The sequence below is a fragment of the Peptoniphilaceae bacterium AMB_02 genome (assembly GCA_036321625.1).
Classification (GTDB): Bacteria; Bacillota; Clostridia; order Tissierellales; family Peptoniphilaceae; genus Microaceticoccus; species Microaceticoccus formicicus.
In genome coordinates, this window is sequence record CP143259.1 from 786603 (window position 1) to 809831 (window position 23229).

Sequence of the window (23229 nt, forward strand, 5' to 3'; positions counted from 1 at the left end):
TTATGGTTAACGATTATAAAGAGAATAATATTACCCTCCCTTTAATTGCGTTAAGGGGAATATGGATATTCCCTCACATGGTTATACATTTTGACGTTGGGAGAGAAAAGTCAGTAAAAGCACTCGAAGAAGCAATGTTAAATGACTCAAAGATTCTACTATCTTCTCAAAAAGATTTCAAAGTGGAAGATCCTAAAATAGACGACATCTATGATATGGGAACTATTGCGGTAATCAAGCAAACACTTAAGCTTCCTAACGGTAGTACAAGAGTACTTGTTGAAGGTGTAGATAGAGCCAGAATAACTTCTCTTGAAGAAAAAGACGGATATCTTTTGGCAGATGCTATAGAATATACCTATGAATTTGAAGATATAGAGGTTGAAGATAAAACTAAAGCAGCTATTAGACTTGTCCTTGATGACGTAAAAGAATATATAAATTATAGTCCTCAAATTGCACAAGAGGTAATGCTAGGTTTAATGGATATAGAAGATCCGGGTAGGCTGGCAGATGTAATCGCTTCTTATTTGCAATTGAAATTATCCGATCACTATGTTATTTTAGAGGAGCTGAATTTTTACTCCAGACTTGAAAAGCTTCATATGATTCTAGGTGAAGAAATAGAATTATTAAAAATAGAAGAAAAGATAAATAGAAAAGTAAAGAAACAACTAGATAAAGTTCAAAGGGAATACTATCTAAAAGAACAGCTTAATGTCATTAAGTCCGAATTGGGAGAGTCTGATTTAGACGATGATGTCATGGAAGAGTATATGAAGAAGATAGAGAGCAAAAAACTTCCCAAATATGCTGAAGAAGCGGCGAGAAAAGAGTTAAAGAGGATGGGTCAAATGAGCCCTGCTTCTCCGGAGATAAATGTAAGTAGAACGTATTTAGATTACTTACTGGATTTACCTTGGGCAAAGACTACAAAAGATAAGATTGAGCTTAAGGATTCTAGAGAAATTCTAAATAGAGATCACTATGGCCTTAAGCAAGTTAAAGAAAGAGTACTTGAGTATCTTGCAATACTAAAAAGGACAAAATCAATGTCAGGACCAATCCTTTGTCTTGTAGGTCCGCCGGGAGTCGGAAAAACATCCATAGCAAAATCCATCGCTGAATCTATGCAGAGAAAATTTGTAAGCATGCGTTTAGGTGGAGTAAGAGATGAAGCTGAAATAAGAGGTCATAGAAAGACCTATATTGCAGCAATGCCCGGTAGGATAATCACACTTATGACAAAGGCCGGAACATTAAATCCAGTATTTCTTCTAGATGAGATAGACAAGGTTTCTTCAGATTTCAGAGGAGATCCGGCTTCAGCACTTCTTGAAGTACTGGATCCGGAACAAAACGATGAGTTTACTGACCACTTTTTAGAAGTTCCTTTTGATCTATCAAAAGTAATGTTTGTAACTACGGCAAACTCCACTTCTACAATTCCACCTGCTCTATTGGATAGGATGGAAGTTATCAGAGTAAGTGGATATACTTCGGAAGAGAAATTTGAGATTGCTAAGAGACACTTAATTCCTAAAAATCTTAAAAGCCATGGACTGAAAGAAGATGAATTTGAAATCTCTCAAGCTGCCCTTGAACAATTGATTCAAAATTACACTAGAGAATCGGGTGTAAGAGAACTGGAAAGAATGATTGCCAGAGTTGTTAGAAAATCTGTTAGAAGAATGGTGGAAGAAGGCGTAGACAGAACTAAAATCACCGTACAAAACCTATCCAAGTATGCAGGGAAAGCAAGGTATAGAGATGATATTCTAGAAGACAATCCTATGGTTGGAGTTGTTACCGGTCTTGCCTGGACAGAAGTTGGAGGAGAAATCCTACAGATAGAAGTAAATACAATGCCAGGTACAGGCAAAGTGCAGCTTACCGGACAACTTGGAGATATAATGAAAGAGTCTGCAATGGCAGGTTTTTCGTATATTAGATCAAATGCAGAAAAGCTCGGAATCACAGACAAAGGCTTCTTTAAAGATAAAGATATTCATATCCATATACCAGAAGGTGCAATTCCAAAAGATGGTCCTTCAGCGGGAATATCCATGACGACTGCAATGGTATCTGCACTTACAGGAAGAAAAGTTATGAATTCCGTAGCTATGACCGGAGAAATAACGCTGAGAGGCAGAGTGCTCCCGATAGGCGGAGTAAAAGAAAAGCTATTGGCAGCGAGTAGATATAATATAAAAACCGTCTTACTTCCGGAGACCAATAAAAAAGACATAGATGAGATACCCGAGAAGGTTCTTAAGAATATGAAACTTCATTATGTAAATGATATAAATGATGTACTTGACATCGCATTGGAGCCGATTGAGAATGCTTAAAATAATCAGTAGTGACTTAGATGCAATAGCAGTAAAGTCAGAACAATATCCTGTTGTAGAAATGCCTGAAATAGCCTTTGCAGGTAGATCAAATGTAGGCAAATCTTCATTTATTAACTCGGTATTAAATAGAAAAAACCTAGCAAGAACCAGCTCAAAACCTGGGAAAACCAGGACGATTAATTTCTATTTGGTCAATGAAAACTTTAGATTTGTAGACTTGCCCGGATATGGATATGCTTCTGTGTCAAAGACAGAAAAAGATTCCTGGGGCGATATAATTGAAGAATACCTCAACTTAAGAAACTCACTTAGAGAGGTGTTTTTGCTGGTAGATATAAGACACGAACCTACTTTGCAAGATGTTCAGATGTACGAATGGATTTTGGCATATGGTTTTACCGGATATGTAATTGCAGCTAAAGCTGATAAGATTTCCAAGGGTAAATACCAAAACGCTGAGAAAGTGATAGCGAAAAAATTGGGAATAAAAAACAGAAGTTTAATTTTCCCTTATTCTATAACTAATAAGTACAATCTGGAAAAAGTATTGGGAATAATGGAAGAAGTGCTTGATAAATAAAAAATATAGGTGAATCATGTGATTCACCTATATTTTAAGTATTAATCTTCTTTTGCAAACATATCTTTAGTAGCTCCACAAACTGGGCATACCCAATCTTCTGGAATATCTTCGAACTTAGTTCCTGGTGCAACTCCACCGTCTGGATCGCCTACTTCAGGATCATAAACATAACCACATGGTTCACATACCCATCTTTCCATTGATATATCTCCTTCCATATAAATATTTACATATATATTATAACATATTTTTGTGATATTTTGTACCATACTTGATTAAACGTTATTAATCTATAGGTAATAATGTCTTATTATTGAGGAAGGCGTATATGTATAACAATATCTGATAATAAATTATTTAAAAGAATTTAAAAATTTCATTCAAAGTGATATATTTTAGAGAAATTGGGTAAAATATATGTAGAGCAATTTATATATATAAAATACATTTATTTTTTTATGCATTTTAAGGAAATTATTAGAAGGTGATTATAATGGCTTATTACTATTCGGGTAAGCTGATGAGCGACCTAAACCATATAGATTTAGTGGTTAAGTCAATAATTAAAAAAGTAGATAGAGTAATTGCTGATGAAAATTTATTATTTGATATTAGATTAATTATAAATGAACTTGTTATCAATGGTTGTGAACATGGTAACTGTTTTGATAATACCAAATATATAGATTTAAAACTGGCTATTAATGAGAGGGTCATATCCATCCAGGTAATAGACGAGGGAGAGGGTTTAAACTACGACTTCAGTACTTATGATCCCTGTAGTCTGATGACATCGGGCAGAGGCTTAAAAATAGTAAAAGAGTTATCTGATGAACTAATAATCAAAGAAAATAGTATTACTGCAATCATTAATAAATAATAAGAAACTCGTAGGAATGAATTTGAGAAATCATCGAAATGGGTTTCTTTTATATTGAAAATAAATTCTGTCCAAAAGCTCAAAGTATATGATAAAATCATGTATATACTAAATTAAGGAAGGTTATATGAATAAAGATAATAAAATAAGAAATGTAGCTATTATAGCACACGTAGATCATGGCAAGACAACACTAGTAGATGGACTTTTAAAAACAGCCGGGATATTTAGAGAAAATCAAGTTGTTGACGATAGGATTATGGATTCAAATGATATAGAGAGGGAAAGAGGTATCACTATACTCTCAAAGAATACTGCCATAGAATACAAGGATTATAAAATCAATATTATAGACACACCCGGTCATGCTGACTTCGGTGGTGAGGTTGAAAGGGTACTAAAAATGGCAAATGGGGTAATACTAGTAATCGATGCCTTTGAAGGACCTATGCCTCAGACGAAATTTGTACTTAGGAAAGCTTTTGACTTAAATCTACCTGCCATAATCTGTATAAATAAGATAGATAGGCCTGAGGCAAGAACTGAGGAGATCCAAGATGAACTATTATCACTTTTTATACAAATGGATGCTGATGAATCTTATGTAGATTCTCCATTCGTTTATGCATCAGCCAGAAAAGGATTTGCGACACTGGATCCAAATGTTGTTACTGAGGATATGACTGCGCTATTGGATACCATTATTGAATGGATCCCTGCGCCTGAAGGAAGTATTGATGAACCCTTTAAATTACTGATTTCAACAACCGATTATAATGATTATGTAGGTAGAATTGGGATTGGGAAAATAGAAAGCGGGATAATTAAGCATGGTGATCATGCAGCGATAGTTAATTATAACGAGCCGGAAAAGCATGTAAACATCACGATTTCAAATATATATGAGTTTAAAGGTCTAAATAGAGTGGAAGTAAACAGCTCTACTTGCGGAAATATTGTTGCTGTTACCGGAGTTGAGGGTATAAATATTGGTGATACTATTTGTAGTCCTGATGCAGTCGAAGCATTGCCATTTGTAAAAATTTCTGAACCGACATTATCCGTGACTTTTTCTGTTAACGATGGACCTTTTGCAGGTAAGGAAGGAAAATATGTCACTAGTAGACAAATTCGAAATAGACTATACAAAGAATTACAAACTGATGTAAGTTTAAATGTAGAAGACACTGACACCACGGATGCATTCAAAGTGAGTGGTAGAGGGGAACTTCATTTATCCGTATTAATCGAAAACATGAGAAGAGAAGGATACGAATTTCTTGTCTCCAAGCCGGAAGTACTATATAAAAAAGATGAAGATGGAAAACTACTTGAACCAATTGAAACGGTTATAATCGATGTCGATGAGGAGTATGTTGGAGCAATTATCGAAAAGCTTGGTAGGAGAAAAGGTGAGCTTCTAGATATGAAACCTTCAAAAGGTGGATTTACAAGATTGGAATTCTCTATTCCTGCAAGGGGCTTGATAGGTTACAGACAAGAGTTTATGACTGACACAAGGGGAAATGGAGTTATAAACACCCAATTCGATTCTTATAAAAAACACAAAGGTGAAATACCAAAAAGAAACTTGGGATCATTGATTGCATTTGAAACGGGAACTGCTACAGCTTATGGTTTAGGACAGGCTCAAGACAGGGGATTACTATTCGTAAGCCCTGCTGATGAAGTCTATGAAGGAATGGTAGTGGGCTCTAATGCAAAGGGATTGGATATAGAAGTAAATGTTTGTAAAAGAAAACAGCAAACAAATATAAGATCAGCCGCTGCAGATGATGCAATCAGATTATTTCCTCCAAAGATAATGAGCTTAGAAGAGCTCATGGAATTCATTGAGCCGGATGAACTCATAGAAGTAACTCCAAAGTCATTGAGACTCAGAAAAAAGATACTAAATACTAATTTAAGATATAAATCTCATAAAAATAAAAAGTAAAACTCATTAGTTTAAAAACAGAGATTAAAGGGGTTGTGATATTATGCCTTTTATTGAAATTACATCAAGATCTTTTTGGTGGGTAAATATTTTACTCGCATTACTTGTTGTGTTTTTAGGACGACATAAAAACCCCAAATCAACGCTTATGTGGGTCATGGTTTTGACTATGATTCCAGGTCTTGGGTTTATATTATATTTATTTTTAGGGCAAGACTATAAAAAAAGACAGATGTTTTTGTTGAAAGAAGAGCAAGATGAATTTATAAATAATATTGCACTATTCCAAACTGATTTTATCTCAAAAGGTAAGTTCTTCTATAATAACGAAAAGACTAGGGAATACTACGATTTAATTAGGATGAATTTAGAGGTAGATGAATCATTCTATACACAAGATAATGATATAGAGCTTTTCTACTGGGGTAAAGAAAAATTTGCAAGACTCCTACAAGACATAGAAAATGCTACACAAAGTATAGATTTGCAGTACTATATCTTTAAATACGACAATATCGGTAGCAAGCTTATTAAAGCATTGGAAAGAAAAGCTAAGGAAGGAATCGAAGTAAGAGTTCTATATGACGGAGTGGGAGGTAGGACGCTCAAGAAAAGAGATTTTGAAAAACTGGAGAAGTATGGTGGTGAAGTTAATATATTCTTCCCTAGTTTGATAAGATCTTTCAATTTCAAATTAAACTACAGAAACCATAGAAAGATAGTTGTAATAGACAATCGCATTGGCTATGTTGGTGGATTTAATGTTGGAGACGAGTACCTGGGATTGCATAAAAAATTTGGACCTTGGAGAGATACCCATATAAGAATAGAAGGGTCCGGAGTGCTGGGTTTAAAAGTCAGGTTTATCAAAGACTGGAAATACGCAAGTGGAAAACTGTCTGAGACTTCAGAACACCTAAGTGGCAGATACAATCCTGAAGGCAATAGTGGTATTCAAATAATAACATCCGGTCCTGACACTCAATTTGAAAATATAAAAAATGCTTATTTCAAAATGATAACCAGTGCAAGAGAAGAAATCTTTATTCAAACACCGTATTTTGTTCCTGATGAAGCTATCATGGATGCGCTAAAAACAGCGATTATTTCCGGGGTTAAAGTAACCATTATGATTCCCGGCAATCCAGATCATCCATTTGTGTATTGGGCTTCATTATCATATTTAGGAACCTTGCTACATGCCGGTGCCAGGGTTTATTTATATGATACGGGATTTTTACACTGTAAAACCTTAGTTATCGACGATTATGTAAGTACAGTCGGCAGTGCAAATATGGACATAAGAAGCTTTGCATTAAACTTTGAAGTTAACGCTGTTATTTATGATGAAGCAGTAAATGAGAGTTTAAAGAACCAGTTTATGCTGGATATTGAAAAGAGCAAAGAAATGACTCTGGAAGATTATTTAAATAGGGGAAGAATAGTTAAAATAAAAGAAGCTTTCTCCAGACTCCTATCACCGGTATTATAAGAAAATTATTAAGACAAAACCATCAAAAATATTAAGTGGATTAAATCTAAAAGTATTAACAAAATTTGTTGACAGTTCATGTACTTATATGATACTATTATTGAGCGTGTAAACCGCACGAGTGGGGTATTAAAGCATAGCACCTACACACGGCGAGTATAATAAAGAAGGAGGTGCACGCATGTACGCAGTTATAGAAACAGGTGGAAAACAGTATACTGTTAAAGAAGGAGATGTTCTTTCAGTTGAAAAACTAGAAGTTTCTGAAGGAGATAAAGTAGAATTCGATAGAGTATTATTAGTCTCAGCAGATGAGGAAACTAAAGTAGGATCTCCATTAGTAGAAGGTGCAAAAGTTGTTGCTGAAGTTTTAGGAAACGGTAAAGGTAAAAAAGTTATCGTATACAAATTTAAAGCTAAAAAAGGTTTCAGCAAGAAAAAAGGTCATAGACAACCTTTTACAAAAGTAAAAATTTCTAGCATAATAGCATAATATGATTAATATAAGTATTTCCAAACTCAAAGAACATAATGTAATAAATGAACTCGAAATAGACGGGCACGCAAATTACGCTGAATACGGCGAAGATATCGTCTGTGCAGCGGTGTCTACTCTGATGTTTACGCTCATTGCATCATTGGGTGAAGTACTTAAACTAAGTTCGGATAAATATGAATACCAGATGGATGAAGAAAAGGCTTATATTAAACTGGTCATTCATATAGATAAGATAAGTAAAAGAGAATTGGAAGATGTCAAATTAGCGACATCAGTTATTATAACAGGCATAAAAGGAGCTATAGAAGACTATAGTGATTATGTAAGAATCACCATCAGGGAGGTGTAGAGATGCTTAAGTTTAATTTACAATTTTTCGCAAGTAAAAAAGGTCTTGGTAGTACCAAGAACGGTAGAGATAGTAGAGCAAAAAGACTAGGAACTAAAAGAGGAGACGGACAATTCGTATTGGCCGGTAATATCCTTGTAAGACAAAGAGGAACTAGAATCCATCCGGGAAACAATGTTAAAAGAGGCGGAGACGACACTCTATTTGCAGTAGTGGATGGTGTAGTGAGATTTGAGAGACTAGGAAAGAACAGAAAGCAAGTAAGTGTTTATCCTAACTCACAAGTATCAGCATAAGAGCTTACCGTTTGGTAAGCTTTTTCTTTTTTAGGAGCTGTTAATATGTTTATAGATGTAGCAAAAATTGAATTAAAAGCAGGTAGAGGTGGAGACGGAGCCATCGCTTTCAGGAGAGAAAAATACGAGCCTATGGGAGGCCCATCAGGTGGAGACGGCGGAGACGGCGGCAGTATTATCATAAGAGGGGACAGTGGTCTTAGAACTCTTATGGACTTTAGATATAAAAGACATTATAAAGCCGAAAAAGGTGAAAATGGTCTAAACAAGAAGCAGTACGGTAAAAGCGGAAGTGATTTAATACTAAATGTGCCAATTGGAACTCTGATAAAAGACTTCAACACAAACAGAGTAATGTTTGATATTAGGGAACATAATCAAGAATTCATAGTGGTTAAGGGCGGCCGAGGAGGAAGAGGAAATGCGAAGTTCGCAACTTCCGTAAGACAAGCACCTAGATTTGCTGAGCCTGGAAAACCTGGCGAAGAAAGAATTATAACCCTTGAACTTAAATTGATTGCAGATGTTGGTTTTATAGGGATGCCTAATGTAGGAAAATCATCATTATTATCTATATTAAGTAATGCCAAGCCGAAAATTGCAAACTATCATTTCACCACATTGTCACCGAACCTTGGCGTTGTTCATATTGAACAGGGCAAGTCATTTGTCGTAGCTGATATACCCGGATTAATTGAAGGTGCCAGTGAAGGTGCAGGTTTAGGACATGACTTTCTTAGGCATATAGAAAGAACAAGAATGTTAGCACATGTAATAGATGTCTCCGGAAGTGAAGGCAGAGATCCTCTTGAGGATTTTGAAACGATAAACAATGAGCTTGAGGTGTATAATCCTGAGCTTGCAAAGAAAAAACAGATAGTAATTTTAAATAAAACGGATATACCTGATTCTGAATTATGGATGGAAATAGTAACAGACAATCTAACTGAAAGAGGATATGAAATAATTAAAACATCTGCAGCAACTCTTGAGGGGACCAAAGAGCTCGCATATAAACTCTGGGAACAAGTTTCAAAAATGGATACAGATTATGAAACATTCGACGAAGAATACGATGATTTTTATGAAGAAGAAGTTGAAGAGTATACAATATCAGTTATAGATGATGTAATACATGTAGATGGTCCTTTTATCGATGATTTAATATATAGAACAAACTTTGAAGATTATGAAGCATTAAACTATTTTTACAATCTCTTAAAGAGGAAGGGTATAATAGAAGAACTCCATGAAATAGGTCTTAAAGAAGGCGATGAAGTTATAATAGGAGATATGGAGTTTGAATTTAGAGAATAGAGGAAAAATATGATAACAGGAAAGCAAAGATCAGAGCTGAAGAAAGTAGCTCATAAATTAGAACCCAAGGTTCTTATAGGGAAGTATGGATTATCTGACAATTTATTAAAACAGATAGATCAAGTATTGATTAAAGATGAGATTATCAAAATAAAAGTATTGAATAATAACTTGGATGAAAAAGAAGATATAGTAAGTGAAGTTATTGAAAAGATGAATGCTGAGTTTGTAATGTCATTAGGAAACAAATTTGTAGTTTATAGAAGAAACGAAGATAATCCGGTTATTCAACTATAGAAGAAAAGCATCAGATAATAGCAAACTGACTTTCTGAGTCAGCTCGCCATTATCTGATGCTTTTTAGTTTTTCTCTGTGAAGCTTACCTCTGAGATACCGGAAATTACTATAACTTGATTAGGAAGCAAATTTAAATCTGCAACCGCGTCATTATCATCATTCTTAACATAATAAGAAGTATCTATTAACTCGCCATCTTCATATATAGAGATACTGGCATTACTTCCATATACATTAGATAGCTTAATGGAGTACTTGCCTTCACTTATATCACTGCCTACTAACCAGTAACCTGTTGACAACTTAATTTCAGAGTTTGATTCAATTGGTATTGCATTATAAACATCTATAATCAAACCTTCTCCGATATCTAAAATGTAGCCTTTGTCAATAGCAAGTCTAACACTATAGTCAGTAGATCCCATAACATTCGGGTATACTTCTTCGACAACTAGATTATAAGAAGCATCAGTAATACTAAGCTTTCCGCTTCCTTTAATATGTAGGTCATAAATACCCTTGCCACTATCTAATTCAGAACCTATTGTTTTCTTACCCGACATAAATGAAATTATAGGTTTTGTAAAATACGATTCGTCTACTTCTTTTATTTCTTCAGGCTCATCCTTTTTATCAGATTCTTTGACTTCATCTGAAACTTCATCTACCTTATCTGTTTTTTGGAGTTCGGCAGGATTGAACTTGATTGCACAACCAACTATCAAAGATATTAACAATAGCGTTGTTATTATAATAAGATATTTTTTCATAAGTTCCTCCTTAAAAAACTATATTTATTATACTTTATCCCAAAATATTTATCAATTGCATGTAAAAAAGCTCTAATTATCTCTAGAAATCTAAAAATAGTCACTTTCATATGCTTATAGGTTGCAAAATATGAAATGGCTAAAAATAGAGATTTGTTGAATGAGCTGTGGTTGGAACGACAACTCTTAACAGTGTATAATTTACAATATTTAACAATAATAAAGGTAGTTTGAAAAAAACTTTAAAAAGTGTTGACATGTATGGAAATAATTGGTATATTAATAAAGCTGTCGCAATTAACAAGTCAAATGCATGTAAAAAATAAATAAAAAACATGTTGACAAAGAAAGATGACGGTGCTATAATAGTATGGCACCTCAAAATTGAGGCTGCACGAACCTAGATAAGAAAATAGTGAATACTTTGAGGAAACGTACAAAAATAATTTTAACAAATAATAGAGCAGAATCAAACTTTTAATGAGAGTTTGATCCTGGCTCAGGACGAACGCTGGCGGCGTGCTTAACACATGCAAGTCGAACGAGAATCTAGCAAGTTGATCAATTCGTTGTGAAACATTCTGGAGGAAAGTGGCGGATGGGTGAGTAACGCGTGAGCAACCTGCCTCGCACAAGGGAATAGCCTCGGGAAACCGTGATTAATGCCCTATGATATGCAGAGATCGCATGATTTTTGCATCAAAGCGTTAGCGGTGTGAGATGGGCTCGCGTCTGATTAGCTAGTTGGTGAGGTAACGGCCCACCAAGGCGACGATCAGTAGCCGGCTTGAGAGAGTGAACGGCCACACTGGAACTGAGACACGGTCCAGACTCCTACGGGAGGCAGCAGTGGGGAATATTGCACAATGGAGGGAACTCTGATGCAGCGACGCCGCGTGAGCGAAGAAGGTCTTCGGATTGTAAAGCTCTGTCCTAAAGGAAGATAATGACAGTACTTTAGGAGGAAGCCCCGGCTAACTACGTGCCAGCAGCCGCGGTAATACGTAGGGGGCGAGCGTTGTCCGGAATTATTGGGCGTAAAGGGTACGTAGGCGGTTTTTTAAGTCATCTGTGAAAGCATAGGGCTCAACCCTGTCAAGCAGTTGAAACTGGAAGACTTGAGTAGTGGAGAGGAAAGTGGAATTCCTAGTGTAGCGGTGAAATGCGTAGATATTAGGAGGAATACCGGTGGCGAAGGCGACTTTCTGGACACTAACTGACGCTGAGGTACGAAAGCGTGGGGAGCAAACAGGATTAGATACCCTGGTAGTCCACGCCGTAAACGATGAATGCTAGGTGTCGGGGGTCAAACCTCGGTGCCGCAGTTAACACATTAAGCATTCCGCCTGGGGAGTACGGTGGCAACACTGAAACTCAAAGGAATTGACGGGGACCCGCACAAGCAGCGGAGCATGTGGTTTAATTCGATGCAACGCGAAGAACCTTACCAGGGCTTGACATGTGGGTGAAAGGTATAGAGATATACCCCTCTCTTTTAGAGACATCCATACAGGTGGTGCATGGTTGTCGTCAGCTCGTGTCGTGAGATGTTGGGTTAAGTCCCGCAACGAGCGCAACCCCTATACTTAGTTACTAACAGGTAATGCTGAGGACTCTAGGTAGACTGCCGGTGACAAACCGGAGGAAGGTGGGGACGACGTCAAATCATCATGCCCTTTATGTCCTGGGCTACACACGTGCTACAATGGTCGGAACAAAGGGAAGCAACATAGCGATATGAAGCGGATCCCAAAAAGCCGATCCCAGTTCGGATTGCAGGCTGCAACTCGCCTGCATGAAGCCGGAGTTGCTAGTAATCGCAGATCAGAATGCTGCGGTGAATGCGTTCCCGGGTCTTGTACACACCGCCCGTCACACCATGGAAGTTAGCAATACCCGAAGCCAGTGACCAAACCGCAAGGATGGAGCTGTCGAAGGTAGGGTTAATGACTGGGGTGAAGTCGTAACAAGGTAGCCGTATCGGAAGGTGCGGCTGGATCACCTCCTTTCTAAGGAAGTACGTGTATCGCTTGAAGTATTCACTCAGTCTAGGTAACTGAACCTTGAAAAATAAATAGAAGTAAAGCAAAGATAGATTAAAAAAGATTAAAGAAATAAAGTAATAGATATTTCCGGTCAAGAAACAAAGAGCATAAGGCGGATGCCTTGGCACTGGGAGCCGACGAAGGACGCGATAAGCAGCGATATGCTACGGGGAGCAGCAAATATGCATCGATCCGTAGGAATCCGAATGGGGAAACCCGCTTGGACAAACTCCAAGCATCCTATGGTGAACACATAGCCATAGCGAAGGGATACCGGGCGAACTGAAACATCTAAGTAGCCCGAGGAAAAGAAAGAAACATCGATTCTCTAAGTAGCGGCGAGCGAACGGGGAAGAGCCCAACTTCACAAAAGAGATACATTCTAATCGAATCAGCTGGGAAGCTGAGCCAAAGAGAGTGAGAGCCTTGTAGATGAAAGGGTGTATTTTGGGTGAAGTGAAGAGTATCACGGAACACGAGAAATTCCGTGTGAAGACGGGAGGACCATCTCCCAAGGCTAAATACTACCCAGTGACCGATAGTGAACAAGTACCGTGAGGGAAAGGTGAAAAGAACCCCGAGAGGGGAGTGAAATAGAACCTGAAACCTTATGCTTACAAGCAGACAAAGCCGAGCACTTAACTTTATTAATATGAGGTGAAGAGATGTACTATGTATACGTTCTGAAATTAGATAACGATCAGATTTATGTTGGTTATACATCTGATTTAGAAAGAAGATACAAAGAACATAAAAATAAACAATCCACCTTCACATCCAAACATGAAATAGAGTTAGTATATTATGAAGCATATAAATCCAAAGAAGATGCAACTAGAAGAGAAGCAAAACTTAAGCAAAGAGGAAATGCTAAAAGATTTCTAAAAGAAAGAATAGCTAAGAGTTTGGAATAATGTTGATAAAGTTAAGTGCTCGGTGATGTCGTACTTTTTGTAGAACGGGCCAGCGAGTTATGTTATGCAGCGAGATTAAATCATTAAGTGATGAAGTCGTAGGGAAACCGAGTCTTAATAGGGCGACATAGTTGCATGGCGTAGACCCGAAACCAGGTGATCTATCCATGTGCAGAGTGAAGTTGAAGTAAAATTCAATGGAGGCTCGAACCGGGTATGGTTTAAAACATATCGGATGACATGTGGATAGGGGTGAAAAGCCAATCGAACCTGGAGATAGCTGGTTCTCCTCGAAATAGCTTTAGGGCTAGCCTCATTTTAAGTATACAGGGGGTAGAGCACTGAATGGTCTAGGGGCACGAAGTGTTACCGAAACCTATCAAACTCCGAATACCTGATATATAGAAATGGGAGTCAGACTATGTGGGATAAGCTTCATAGTCGAAAGGGAAAGAACCCGGACCACCGGCTAAGGTCCCCAAATATGGATTAAGTGGAAAAGGATGTAATACTACTCAGACAACCAGGATGTTGGCTTAGAAGCAGCCACACATTTAAAGAGTGCGTAATAGCTCACTGGTCAAGTGGTAATGCGCCGAAAATACACGGGGCTAAAATCCATTACCGAAGCCGTGGGGGTAGAGATGAGTAGTGAGTCGTTAGTAGTGAGTCAGAAAGGATAAAGACAAAAAGATGAAAAAAGGATATGAAAAATTAGATGTATACCAAAGAGCATATAAACTCTACATCGGTATATGTAAGATAACAAAACACTATCCTATAGAAGAGAGATACGTACTTGTAGATCAAATCAAAAGATCATCACTTTCAATAGTACTCAATATAGCCGAAGGATATTCAAAAGTAGAACAAAGTCCGAAAGACTTCTGCAGGTACCTATCAATAGGAATAGGGTCAGCAACAGAATTAGAAGTGCTGATAAAAATATCCAAAGACTTAAAAATATTAAATCAAGAAACAGCTAATAAAATTCTTGAAGAAATAGAAATAATTGGAAAGATGCTATACAGGCTAAGAGAAACCTGGCAAAAAAGATAAACATAGCATCAAAAAACCAAAAAACTAACAACTGACTACTCATCTCTACCCGGTAGAGGAGCATTGTATACGGGGTGAAGGTGTGCTGTAAGGCATGCTGGACAGTATACAAGAGAGAATGCTGGCATGAGTAGCGAAAAGGTGAGTGAGAATCTCACCCGTCGAAAGCCCAAGGTTTCCTGAGCAAGGCTCGTCCCCTCAGGGTAAGTCGGGACCTAAGCTGAGGCTGAAAAGCGTAGGCGATGGACAACAAGTTGAAATTCTTGTACTAACTAATTGCGTTTGAGAGATGTGTTGACGCAGAAGGATATACTGAGCGTACTGCTGGAATAGTACGTCCAAGCTCGTAGGCAGAAGCTGTAGGCAAATCCGCAGCTTTGATAATGCTAAGGAGTGATGGGGAGTGAAAATAAGTAGCGAAGAAGTAGACTCCATGCTGCCAAGAAAAGGCACTATCGAGTAATTAGTTACCCGTACCGTAAACCGACACAGGTAGGCGAGGAGAGAATCCTAAGACGCGCGGAAGAACCTTTGTTAAGGAACTCGGCAAAATGATCCCGTAACTTAGGGAGAAGGGATGCCGAAGAGTGTATAGGCTATACGTCAAAAGCACTCATCGGTCGCAGAGCATAGGCCCAAGCGACTGTTTACCAAAAACACAAGTATCTGCTAAATCGAAAGATGAAGTATAGGTGCTGACACCTGCCCGGTGCTGGAAGGTTAAGGGGAAGGCTTAGCTTCGGCGAAGGCTAGAACTTAAGCCCCAGTAAACGGCGGCCGTAACTATAACGGTCCTAAGGTAGCGAAATTCCTTGTCGGGTAAGTTCCGACCCGCACGAAAGGTGTAACGATTTGGGCACTGTCTCAACAAAGGATCCGGTGAAATTGTAGTATGCGTGAAGATGCGCATTACCCACGACAGGACGGAAAGACCCCGTAGAGCTTTACTGCAGGCTGACATTGGATTTTGGAGCTAAATGTACAGGATAAGTGGGAGACGAAGAAGTGAGAGCGTCAGTTTTCATGGAGTCATCCTTGGGATACCACTCTTTTAGTTTTAAAGTTCTAACCAGATATCTTGAATCAGATATTGGGACACTGTCAGTTGGGCAGTTTGACTGGGGCGGTCGCCTCCTAAAGAGTAACGGAGGCGTTCAAAGGTCTGCTCAGAATGGTTGGAAATCATTCACAGAGTGCAAAGGCAAAAGCAGGCTTAACTGCGACACCAACAAGTGGAGCAGAGACGAAAGTCGGACTTAGTGATCCGGTGGTACCGCATGGAAGGGCCATCGCTCAACGGATAAAAGCTACCTCGGGGATAACAGGCTTATCTCCCCCAAGAGTCCACATCGACGGGGAGGTTTGGCACCTCGATGTCGGCTCGTCTCATCCTGGGGCTGGAGTAGGTCCCAAGGGTTGGGCTGTTCGCCCATTAAAGAGGCACGCGAGCTGGGTTCAGAACGTCGCGAGACAGTTCGGTCCCTATCCGTCGTGGGCGTAGGAAATTTGAGAGGAGCTGTCCTTAGTACGAGAGGACCGGGATGGACAGACCTCTGGTGTACGAGTTGTTCCGCCAGGAGCAGAGCTCGATAGCTAAGTTTGGAAGGGATAAGTGCTGAAGGCATCTAAGCACGAAGCCCCCCTCAAGATGAGATTTCCTTATAGAATCCACACAGAAAATGTGGTTGATAGGTCAGATGTGTAAGATGAGTAATCATTTCAGCTAACTGATACTAATAAATCGAATACTTGACCGGAAATATGTATTACTTTAGAAGTGAGAGAAGAGAAGTTAGAATAAGACTAACGAAAAATGCAAACACTTCAAAAATCTATCAAGAGAGAAGGAGTTAGAGTTGAAAACCAACTAGTGACAACTCATCTCTAAGAAGCTTGGCGCCGATAGCAGGAGGGATACACCTGTCCCCATCTCGAACACAGAAGTTAAGTCTCCTAGCGGCAATGGTACTAATTTGGTGACGAATTGGGAGAGTAGCACGGTGCCAGACAAACAGGTAGGCTGAGAAGCCTATCTTTTTAAAGAGGCAAGGCTAGCCTTTAAGAAGATTAAGGGCTAGTGAAACCCAGCCTGAATAATCCTAGGTAGCTCAATGGTGGAGCACTCGGCTGTTAACCGATAGGTTGTGGGTTCGAATCCCACCCTGGGAGCCAATAAGCCGGGGTGGCGGAACAGGCAGACGCACAGGACTTAAAATCCTGCGATCCCAAAGATCGTATCGGTTCGATTCCGATCCTCGGCACCATTAGTAATATATCGCGGGATGGAGCAGTCTGGTAGCTCGTCGGGCTCATAACCCGGAGGTCGTAGGTTCAAATCCTGCTCCCGCAACCATTAAACTAAATAGAGTAGTTATACAAGGCCCTATGTGTTCAGTAGTGAGAGATAAGTCGTGAGTGGTGAGTACGAGTTATTAAGAATACTAGAACAACTGGGTTTAAAAATCCAATGAAGATTAGAGTTAGGTATTAAAGGGTTTTTACTAACTACTAACTACCAACTACTAACAACTACATCATAAGGCCCTATGGTCAAGCGGTTAAGACATCGCCCTTTTCTTGACCAAACCCGATGAACGATAGTGAATCGCAGGTGGGTCAAATGTCGCGAAGTCCAAATCTCCGATTTGGCTAACGAAGCCGACCAAGGCGGAGCCGTAACACAACTTAATAATAAATTATACTTTTACAAGGCCCTATGGTCAAGCGGTTAAGACATCGCCCTTTCACGGCGGTATCCCGGGTTCGAATCCCGGTAGGGTCACCATTTTTTTATAGTAGACAATGTAACTCGAATTGCTTATATTCTACTATCATCCCGGGCGCATACCCTTCCCGCAAGATTTCACAAATGAGAAAATATTTGGAAATCATCCGGTTGGGCACAAGAACCTTTGAGAAAAGCGTTCAAAGGTAGCTCTATGAGCTCTGCGCATATAAGTTATATTGTTATAGTAGACAATTTAACTCGAATTGCTTATATTCTACTATCATCCCGGGCGCATAGCTCAGCTGGGAGAGCACCTGCCTTACAAGCAGGGGGTCATAGGTTCGAGCCCTATTGCGCCCACCATTTAGATTTTAAATTGATTTTTTACAATCAAATAATATTATCTTAAAAGAACTACAATTTATTTTGCTATGGTCTGGTAGTTCCCGGTAAGTTTCTAGCCAATCGGGAAAAGCGTCCCTCTTGGGAAACTTCGGCGCGAGACCTACCGCCACTCATCATCGTTCATGGGGTTAGGGCTACGAGTTGGTCCAACTGAACGCTTGATTTATACAATCAAATAATATAATCTTAATAGAACTACAATTAATTTGCTATGGCCTGGTAGTTCAGTTGGTTAGAATGCCAGCCTGTCACGCTGGAGGTCGAGGGTTCGAGTCCCTTCCAGGTCGCCAATTTTTATTAAAAATTACTTGACAAGAGATTAAGAATAACTTATAATATACAAGTGTTCAAAAACGAAGTTGTTAAATCTCTACATAAAAGACATAAAAATTATTTGAAATAATATTACCTTAATAACTAAATAATCCATTCTTTTTTCACGACTTATGCTGGTGTAGCTCAATTGGTAGAGCAACTGACTTGTAATCAGTAGGTTGGGGGTTCAAGTCCTCTCACCAGCTCCATTAGGAGGAGTACCCAAGTTGGCCAAAGGGGACGGACTGTAAATCCGTTAGCTATGCTTTCAGTGGTTCAAATCCACTCTCCTCCACCATTTTTTGTCTAAAACTAATATACGACAAATAGGGATGGCAATTATTTACCTGATCATTTAGAACTACCGTCGCTCGCATAATGATGTGTAAGGCAGTAGCAAAGTGTGCGGGTGTAGCTCAGTGGTAGAGCCCCAGCCTTCCAAGCTGGTTGCGAGGGTTCGATTCCCTTCACCCGCTCCACAAGCGCCTATAGCTCAGTTGGATAGAGCAACGGACTTCTAATCCGTGTGTCAGAGGTTCGAATCCTCTTAGGCGCGCCATTAATGGGGTGTAGCCAAGTCGGTAAGGCACCAGACTTTGACTCTGGCATTCCACAGGTTCGAGTCCTGTCACCCCAACCAATATGACCCATTAGCTCAGTCGGCAGAGCACCTGACTTTTAATCAGGGTGTCCCGCGTTCGAGTCGCGGATGGGTCACCATATTTTTTATGTGAGATCTAAATTCTCACATACAATCCGGAGAGGTACCGAAGTGGTCATAACGGGGCGGTCTTGAAAACCGTTAGGGTGCAAGCCCACGGGGGTTCGAATCCCTCCCTCTCCGCCAAATTCGCACCCGGAGAAGTACTCAAGTGGCTGAAGAGGCTCCCCTGCTAAGGGAGTAGACCCTTCACGGGGTGCGGGGGTTCAAATCCCCCCTTCTCCGCCAGATAGGCTTTGGAGATAAATTGATATTAATAAATGTACATATGCCCAGATAGCTCAGTCGGTAGAGCAGAGGACTGAAAATCCTCGTGTCGCTGGTTCGATTCCGGCTCTGGGCACCAAATAGGGTAAGGGTACCCTCAAATAAGGTTAAGGGGTATAGTTCAGTGGTAGAACGTCGGTCTCCAAAACCGAATGTCGTGGGTTCAAATCCTGCTACCCCTGCCAATATGGACCTGTAGCTCAGCTGGTTAGAGCGCACGCCTGATAAGCGTGAGGTCGGTGGTTCGAGTCCACCCAGGTCCACCACCATATTATTTGAATAATATGGGCCTTTAGCTCAGTTGGTTAGAGCGCCCGGCTCATAACCGGTAGGTCCTGGGTTCGAGTCCCCGAAGGCCCACCAGAAGAACTTAAGTATATTCTTAAGTTCTTTTTTATTTAAGAAAAAGGTGTCGGCATGAAAAATAAATTTTCATCACCGACACCCAAAAATATAGAATCAATATTAAATTTATAGAACCTTTAAAACAAAAAGTTCTCAATCGCTTTTTTTATTATCGAATTAAGGATTTCTTTAATATTATCGATATAGTACTCATCTTCATCTTCTATAATCATATAGTCTTTCTTCAAATTATAAGTGGAATTTGGTGTCTTCTTCAATAATAATTCCTCTGTATTGAAACATATTCCTTCTTTAGTTTCAGAGACTAAGCCTGATATAGTATGGAGCTCAATAGTCAGGGATTTACTATATGCATTTAGTTTATAATGAGTTTTGATATCCTCGACTTCATAGTTGAATATTTTCTTGTTTGAAATTAGGTCAATTGTGTATTTGTCATTGCTTTTTACCAGAGTTTGGATAATTATATTGTAAATATTATCATGATGATTGATTTCTATTGTTTTTTTATTTTCTACATTATAATAAATTACAAATAATTCCGCTAAATACAGAACATCAAGCTTATTATATAGGCTCATTTTTTGGTATAATTCAGGATTTCCTGTCCTTAAGTATTCCTTATAATGGTCAACGGCAATTCTACCGTCCATTTTAAAGGGACGCTTTAAACCCATAAGCAATTCGAGCTGCTTTTGATTGGTAGCGGGTATATCTGTAAATATTTTATTATTCTTCAAATATACATATAGATCAATTTGATAAATATCTTTTAGGCTAAATTCTATATTATGGTACTCAAATCTCTTTTCTATGAAAGGGATATCAAATCTCATACCATTAAAAGTTAGAATTTTATGGCTTTCTTTTATTGATTGTACTAAATTTAAGAGTAGGATTTTTTCATCTTCAATTGATTCCGCAAAATACTGATGAAAATTAAAGTTATGTTCATCTTCATCATACATAATATAACCTAATATTGTTATCATATTATTAATTGCAGAAAATCCTGTAGTTTCTATATCCAGTACGATACAATCATGGGGAATTGTTTTTATGTCAGTATTTTCAACTAATATCTTCATTTTAACCTCCAAGTATTGCATAAAATTAGTAAAGTTATATTTTACCAATACACGCTCAAATGATATAATTATGAGTGGTATTTGTCAATAGGTATGCACTACCTTAAATACTATAGGAGGACTTAATGATTTATTTAGATAATGCAGCGACTACCAGAATGAGAGAAGAGGTAGCTGAGCATATAATAGAATATTTAATCGAGGATTATTCTAATCCTTCTTCAGTGTATAAATTTGGGTTTGAAATGGAAAAAAAAATCAATGATGCCAGATCTATTATCGCCTCAGCTTTAAAGGTAAAAGCTGAGGAAGTGTATTTTACGCCTGGAGGTACATGGAGTAATAATATTGCAATCAGAGGTATTCTGGATAAAGGAGATTTCGGAAAAATAATTACAACTGAGACGGAACATTCTTCAGTATTAAATCCAATCAAAAAATTTGGAGAGGGAAGAGAAATAAAATATGTTAAAGTAGATGAGTTTGGGTTTGTGGATTTAAAAGATTTAGAAATCCTATTGGACAAGGATACTGCTTTAGTTTCAATAATGCATGTCAATAATGAACTTGGAACCATACAAGATATAGAGAGAATTGGAAAACTGATTAAAGAAAAATCTAAAGCACTATTCCATGTCGATGGCGTACAGGGATTTTGTAAAGTACCTGTAGATATAATAAAATCCAAGGTAGATTTTTATACCTTTTCTTCCCATAAAATACATGGACCCAAGGGTATTGGAGCTCTTTATATTAAAAATGGTATTAAACCCATGCCTATTGCGTATGGAGGAGAGCAGGAGAGTGGTATAAGTCCCGGCACAGAAAACACTACCGGGATTTTAGGCTTTGCCCATGCTGTAAAAATCGCAATTGATAATTATGAAGAAGAATTGAGCTATGTAGAAAGACTAAAAAGCAGAATAATTGATGGAATAGGTGAAAAAATAAAAGGATTTAGAGTTAATTCACCTGGTGAAAACAGTTCTCCATTTATTATAAACATTGGATTTTCGGGAATCAAATCCGAAATCCTTCTTAGGATGCTCGATGATGAAGGTATTTGTATTTCAGCCGGTTCCGCTTGTAGTAAGAATAAAAAGAGCAAAACTCTTGAAAGTGTAGGCGTTCCAAAAGAATTTATTGACGGATCTATTAGGATTTCGCCATCACATTCGAATACACCGGAAGAATGCGATATATTTATTGAAAAACTAAATAAATGTTTAGTGAATATTAGAAAGGTGATTGGAAAAAATGGATAAAGTAATAAGTGTGAGCTTTGGAGAATTAGTGCTCAAAGGTGCTAATAGAAGAGTTTTTGTAAATAGAGCAATAAAAAAGATTAAAAAGGCCATTTCTCACTTTAATTATAAATCTTTGTATATGGAGCAAGGTAAGGTTTATATAGAAGCGGATGAAAGTCTATTTGAAGAAATGATAGCTGCTATACAAAAAGTTTTTGGCCTAATCTACATTAGTCCATGTATAAGAACCGAGAAAGCAATCGATTCAATTTATGAAGCACTTAGTGAAGAAATAAATCAGTATAAAGGCATGGAGAAGACTTTTAAAGTGCATACAAATAGAGTTGATAAGAGCTTTAAACCGATTTCGCCTGAACTGAATAAGATGTTTGGGGCTCATATCCTAAAAAATTATGATAATTTAAGTGTGGATGTCCATAACCCGGAGATCGAAGTTTTTGTTGATATTAAAGAGCATGCATATATATATACTAGAAGATATAAAGGGCTTGGTGGTTTACCAATGGGATCCAGCGGTAGAGGATTGGTTTTATTTTCTGGAGGGATTGATAGTCCTGTAGCAGCTTTTCAAATGGCAAAAAGAGGTGTGGAGATTTCAGCACTACATTTTCATTCCTATCCTTATACGGGCGAGAGATCTTTAGAAAAAGTAAAAAAACTTGTTAGCATAGTCTCTGATTATATAGGACCAATTACGATGTATAGCGTAAATATTCTACCAATCCAAACAGCCATCAATGAAAACTGCCCGGCTAGAGAAATGACGGTTTTATCTCGTAGGTTTATGATGAGGATAGCCGATAGAATTGCTAAAACAGAAGGACATCAGATGATAATTACAGGTGAGAGTCTAGGTCAGGTCGCAAGTCAGACGATTGAAGGCTTAACAGCTGTAAATGTAATCACGGATATTCCAATACTCAGACCACTTATAGGAAATGATAAAACCGAAATAATTGAGATTTCGAATTTTATAGGTACTTATGAAACATCTATTTTACCTTATGAAGATTCGTGTACGGTGTTCCTACCTAAAAAACCCGTAATCAAGCCTAGAATTATTGATTTAGAAATTTCAGAAGAAAAATTGGATATAGAAGCCCTCGTAGACGATGCAATCGAAAAGATGGAAAAGTTTAGAATAGTAAACGAAGATTGATTGACTTATTTATTAAATTGATGTATTATAGCAATATATTCTAAGATAGAGAATAGTAATGAAAGTTTAAACCATACAGAGAGCTCCGTAAGGTGGAAA

The 23229-nt window shown here is 38.2% G+C and carries 15 protein-coding genes, 18 tRNA genes, 3 rRNA genes and 1 other annotated feature (1 of these 37 cut by a window edge); of the genes, 33 read left to right on the forward strand and 3 right to left on the reverse strand.

Features of this window, described 5'->3' with window-relative positions:
* Positions 1–2 precede the first annotated feature (2 nt).
* On the forward strand, positions 3–2351 hold the full coding sequence (lon, locus tag VZL98_03720) for an endopeptidase La (GenBank protein WVH64079.1): 2349 nt from the start codon (positions 3–5) through the stop codon (positions 2349–2351).
* The gene (gene yihA / locus VZL98_03725) at positions 2344–2934 is read left to right on the forward strand and encodes a ribosome biogenesis GTP-binding protein YihA/YsxC (GenBank protein WVH64080.1); all 591 of its coding nucleotides are present in this window, start codon (positions 2344–2346) and stop codon (positions 2932–2934) included. Before lon ends, yihA begins: the two co-directional genes overlap by 8 nt.
* Positions 2935–2975: 41 nt before the next feature.
* Here yihA and VZL98_03730 read toward each other — a convergent pair whose 3' ends face one another.
* Positions 2976–3137 (reverse strand): rubredoxin, encoded by a 162-nt coding sequence (locus VZL98_03730; protein WVH64535.1) that lies wholly within the window; start codon positions 3135–3137, stop codon positions 2976–2978.
* A gap of 293 nt (positions 3138–3430) precedes the next feature.
* Here VZL98_03730 and VZL98_03735 point away from each other — a divergent pair, with 293 nt between their 5' ends.
* The 8 genes from VZL98_03735 to VZL98_03770 all read left to right on the forward strand — a co-directional run bounded on the left by VZL98_03735 (position 3431) and on the right by VZL98_03770 (position 10024).
* On the forward strand, positions 3431–3817 hold the full coding sequence (locus VZL98_03735) for an ATP-binding protein (GenBank protein ID WVH64081.1): 387 nt from the start codon (positions 3431–3433) through the stop codon (positions 3815–3817).
* A 127-nt stretch (positions 3818–3944) separates the two neighbouring features.
* Positions 3945–5774: a translational GTPase TypA gene (gene typA, locus VZL98_03740; protein WVH64082.1), complete on the forward strand. Its 1830-nt coding sequence runs from the start codon at positions 3945–3947 to the stop codon at positions 5772–5774.
* A 43-nt stretch (positions 5775–5817) separates the two neighbouring features.
* Positions 5818–7266: a cardiolipin synthase gene (gene cls, locus VZL98_03745; GenBank protein WVH64083.1), complete on the forward strand. Its 1449-nt coding sequence runs from the start codon at positions 5818–5820 to the stop codon at positions 7264–7266.
* Positions 7267–7447: 181 nt separating this feature from the next.
* Positions 7448–7759, forward strand: coding sequence for a 50S ribosomal protein L21 (rplU, locus tag VZL98_03750; GenBank protein ID WVH64084.1), 312 nt, complete (start codon positions 7448–7450; stop codon positions 7757–7759).
* Position 7760: 1 nt separating this feature from the next.
* Positions 7761–8114: a ribosomal-processing cysteine protease Prp gene (locus VZL98_03755; protein WVH64085.1), complete on the forward strand. Its 354-nt coding sequence runs from the start codon at positions 7761–7763 to the stop codon at positions 8112–8114.
* A 2-nt stretch (positions 8115–8116) separates the two neighbouring features.
* Positions 8117–8410: a 50S ribosomal protein L27 gene (rpmA, locus tag VZL98_03760; protein ID WVH64086.1), complete on the forward strand. Its 294-nt coding sequence runs from the start codon at positions 8117–8119 to the stop codon at positions 8408–8410.
* A gap of 45 nt (positions 8411–8455) precedes the next feature.
* On the forward strand, positions 8456–9727 hold the full coding sequence (gene obgE / locus VZL98_03765) for a GTPase ObgE (GenBank protein WVH64087.1): 1272 nt from the start codon (positions 8456–8458) through the stop codon (positions 9725–9727).
* A gap of 9 nt (positions 9728–9736) precedes the next feature.
* Positions 9737–10024 carry a YhbY family RNA-binding protein gene (locus VZL98_03770; GenBank protein ID WVH64088.1) on the forward strand — a complete coding sequence of 96 codons (288 nt, stop codon included), beginning with the start codon at positions 9737–9739 and terminating at the stop codon, positions 10022–10024.
* A gap of 63 nt (positions 10025–10087) precedes the next feature.
* On the opposite strand, the gene VZL98_03775 is transcribed toward VZL98_03770, so the two are convergent.
* Entirely contained in the window at positions 10088–10795 is a 708-nt protein-coding gene (locus tag VZL98_03775; protein ID WVH64089.1) for a hypothetical protein, read from the reverse strand.
* Between the two features lie 476 nt (positions 10796–11271).
* On the opposite strand from VZL98_03775, the gene VZL98_03780 reads away from it, so the two are divergent.
* The 21 genes from VZL98_03780 to VZL98_03880 all read left to right on the forward strand — a co-directional run bounded on the left by VZL98_03780 (position 11272) and on the right by VZL98_03880 (position 19612).
* Positions 11272–12804, forward strand: a 16S ribosomal RNA gene (locus VZL98_03780).
* 125 nt (positions 12805–12929) lie between these two features.
* A 23S ribosomal RNA gene (locus tag VZL98_03785) occupies positions 12930–16570 on the forward strand.
* Between the two features lie 135 nt (positions 16571–16705).
* Positions 16706–16822 (forward strand): 5S ribosomal RNA (rrf, locus tag VZL98_03790).
* Together the 16S, 23S and 5S rRNA genes with 18 tRNA genes alongside form the textbook arrangement of a ribosomal RNA operon.
* 88 nt (positions 16823–16910) lie before the next feature.
* Positions 16911–16985, forward strand: a tRNA-Asn gene (locus tag VZL98_03795).
* A 4-nt stretch (positions 16986–16989) separates the two neighbouring features.
* A tRNA-Leu gene (locus tag VZL98_03800) sits at positions 16990–17077 on the forward strand.
* Between the two features lie 12 nt (positions 17078–17089).
* Positions 17090–17166, forward strand: a tRNA-Met gene (locus tag VZL98_03805).
* Positions 17167–17523: 357 nt separating this feature from the next.
* Positions 17524–17598: transfer RNA gene (locus VZL98_03810), tRNA-Glu, on the forward strand.
* A gap of 230 nt (positions 17599–17828) precedes the next feature.
* Positions 17829–17904: transfer RNA gene (locus tag VZL98_03815), tRNA-Val, on the forward strand.
* Positions 17905–18159: 255 nt separating this feature from the next.
* Positions 18160–18236 (forward strand) — tRNA-Asp (locus tag VZL98_03820).
* Between the two features lie 158 nt (positions 18237–18394).
* A tRNA-Thr gene (locus VZL98_03825) sits at positions 18395–18470 on the forward strand.
* Positions 18471–18473: 3 nt separating this feature from the next.
* A tRNA-Tyr gene (locus VZL98_03830) sits at positions 18474–18559 on the forward strand.
* A 107-nt stretch (positions 18560–18666) separates the two neighbouring features.
* Positions 18667–18740, forward strand: a tRNA-Gly gene (locus VZL98_03835).
* Positions 18741–18743: 3 nt separating this feature from the next.
* Positions 18744–18820, forward strand: a tRNA-Arg gene (locus VZL98_03840).
* A gap of 4 nt (positions 18821–18824) precedes the next feature.
* Positions 18825–18901: transfer RNA gene (locus tag VZL98_03845), tRNA-Gln, on the forward strand.
* A gap of 4 nt (positions 18902–18905) precedes the next feature.
* Positions 18906–18981: transfer RNA gene (locus VZL98_03850), tRNA-Lys, on the forward strand.
* A 38-nt stretch (positions 18982–19019) separates the two neighbouring features.
* Positions 19020–19108: transfer RNA gene (locus tag VZL98_03855), tRNA-Ser, on the forward strand.
* 11 nt (positions 19109–19119) lie between these two features.
* A tRNA-Ser gene (locus tag VZL98_03860) sits at positions 19120–19210 on the forward strand.
* Positions 19211–19252: 42 nt separating this feature from the next.
* Positions 19253–19328 (forward strand) — tRNA-Phe (locus tag VZL98_03865).
* 31 nt (positions 19329–19359) lie between these two features.
* Positions 19360–19434: transfer RNA gene (locus tag VZL98_03870), tRNA-Trp, on the forward strand.
* Positions 19435–19438: 4 nt separating this feature from the next.
* A tRNA-Ile gene (locus tag VZL98_03875) sits at positions 19439–19515 on the forward strand.
* A gap of 20 nt (positions 19516–19535) precedes the next feature.
* Positions 19536–19612, forward strand: a tRNA-Ile gene (locus VZL98_03880).
* A 119-nt stretch (positions 19613–19731) separates the two neighbouring features.
* On the opposite strand, the gene VZL98_03885 is transcribed toward VZL98_03880, so the two are convergent.
* Positions 19732–20703, reverse strand: coding sequence for a ribonuclease H-like domain-containing protein (locus VZL98_03885; protein WVH64090.1), 972 nt, complete (start codon positions 20701–20703; stop codon positions 19732–19734).
* 125 nt (positions 20704–20828) lie between these two features.
* Between VZL98_03885 and VZL98_03890 the strand changes: the two genes are divergently transcribed.
* Positions 20829–21968, forward strand: a complete 1140-nt coding sequence (locus VZL98_03890) for a cysteine desulfurase family protein (protein WVH64091.1) — start codon at positions 20829–20831, stop codon at positions 21966–21968.
* Complete coding sequence (gene thiI, locus VZL98_03895) at positions 21961–23130, forward strand: tRNA uracil 4-sulfurtransferase ThiI (protein ID WVH64092.1); 1170 nt, start codon at positions 21961–21963, stop codon at positions 23128–23130. Before VZL98_03890 ends, thiI begins: the two co-directional genes overlap by 8 nt.
* Before the next feature lie 33 nt (positions 23131–23163).
* Positions 23164–23229: a binding site (T-box leader), on the forward strand (it continues 162 nt past the right edge of the window).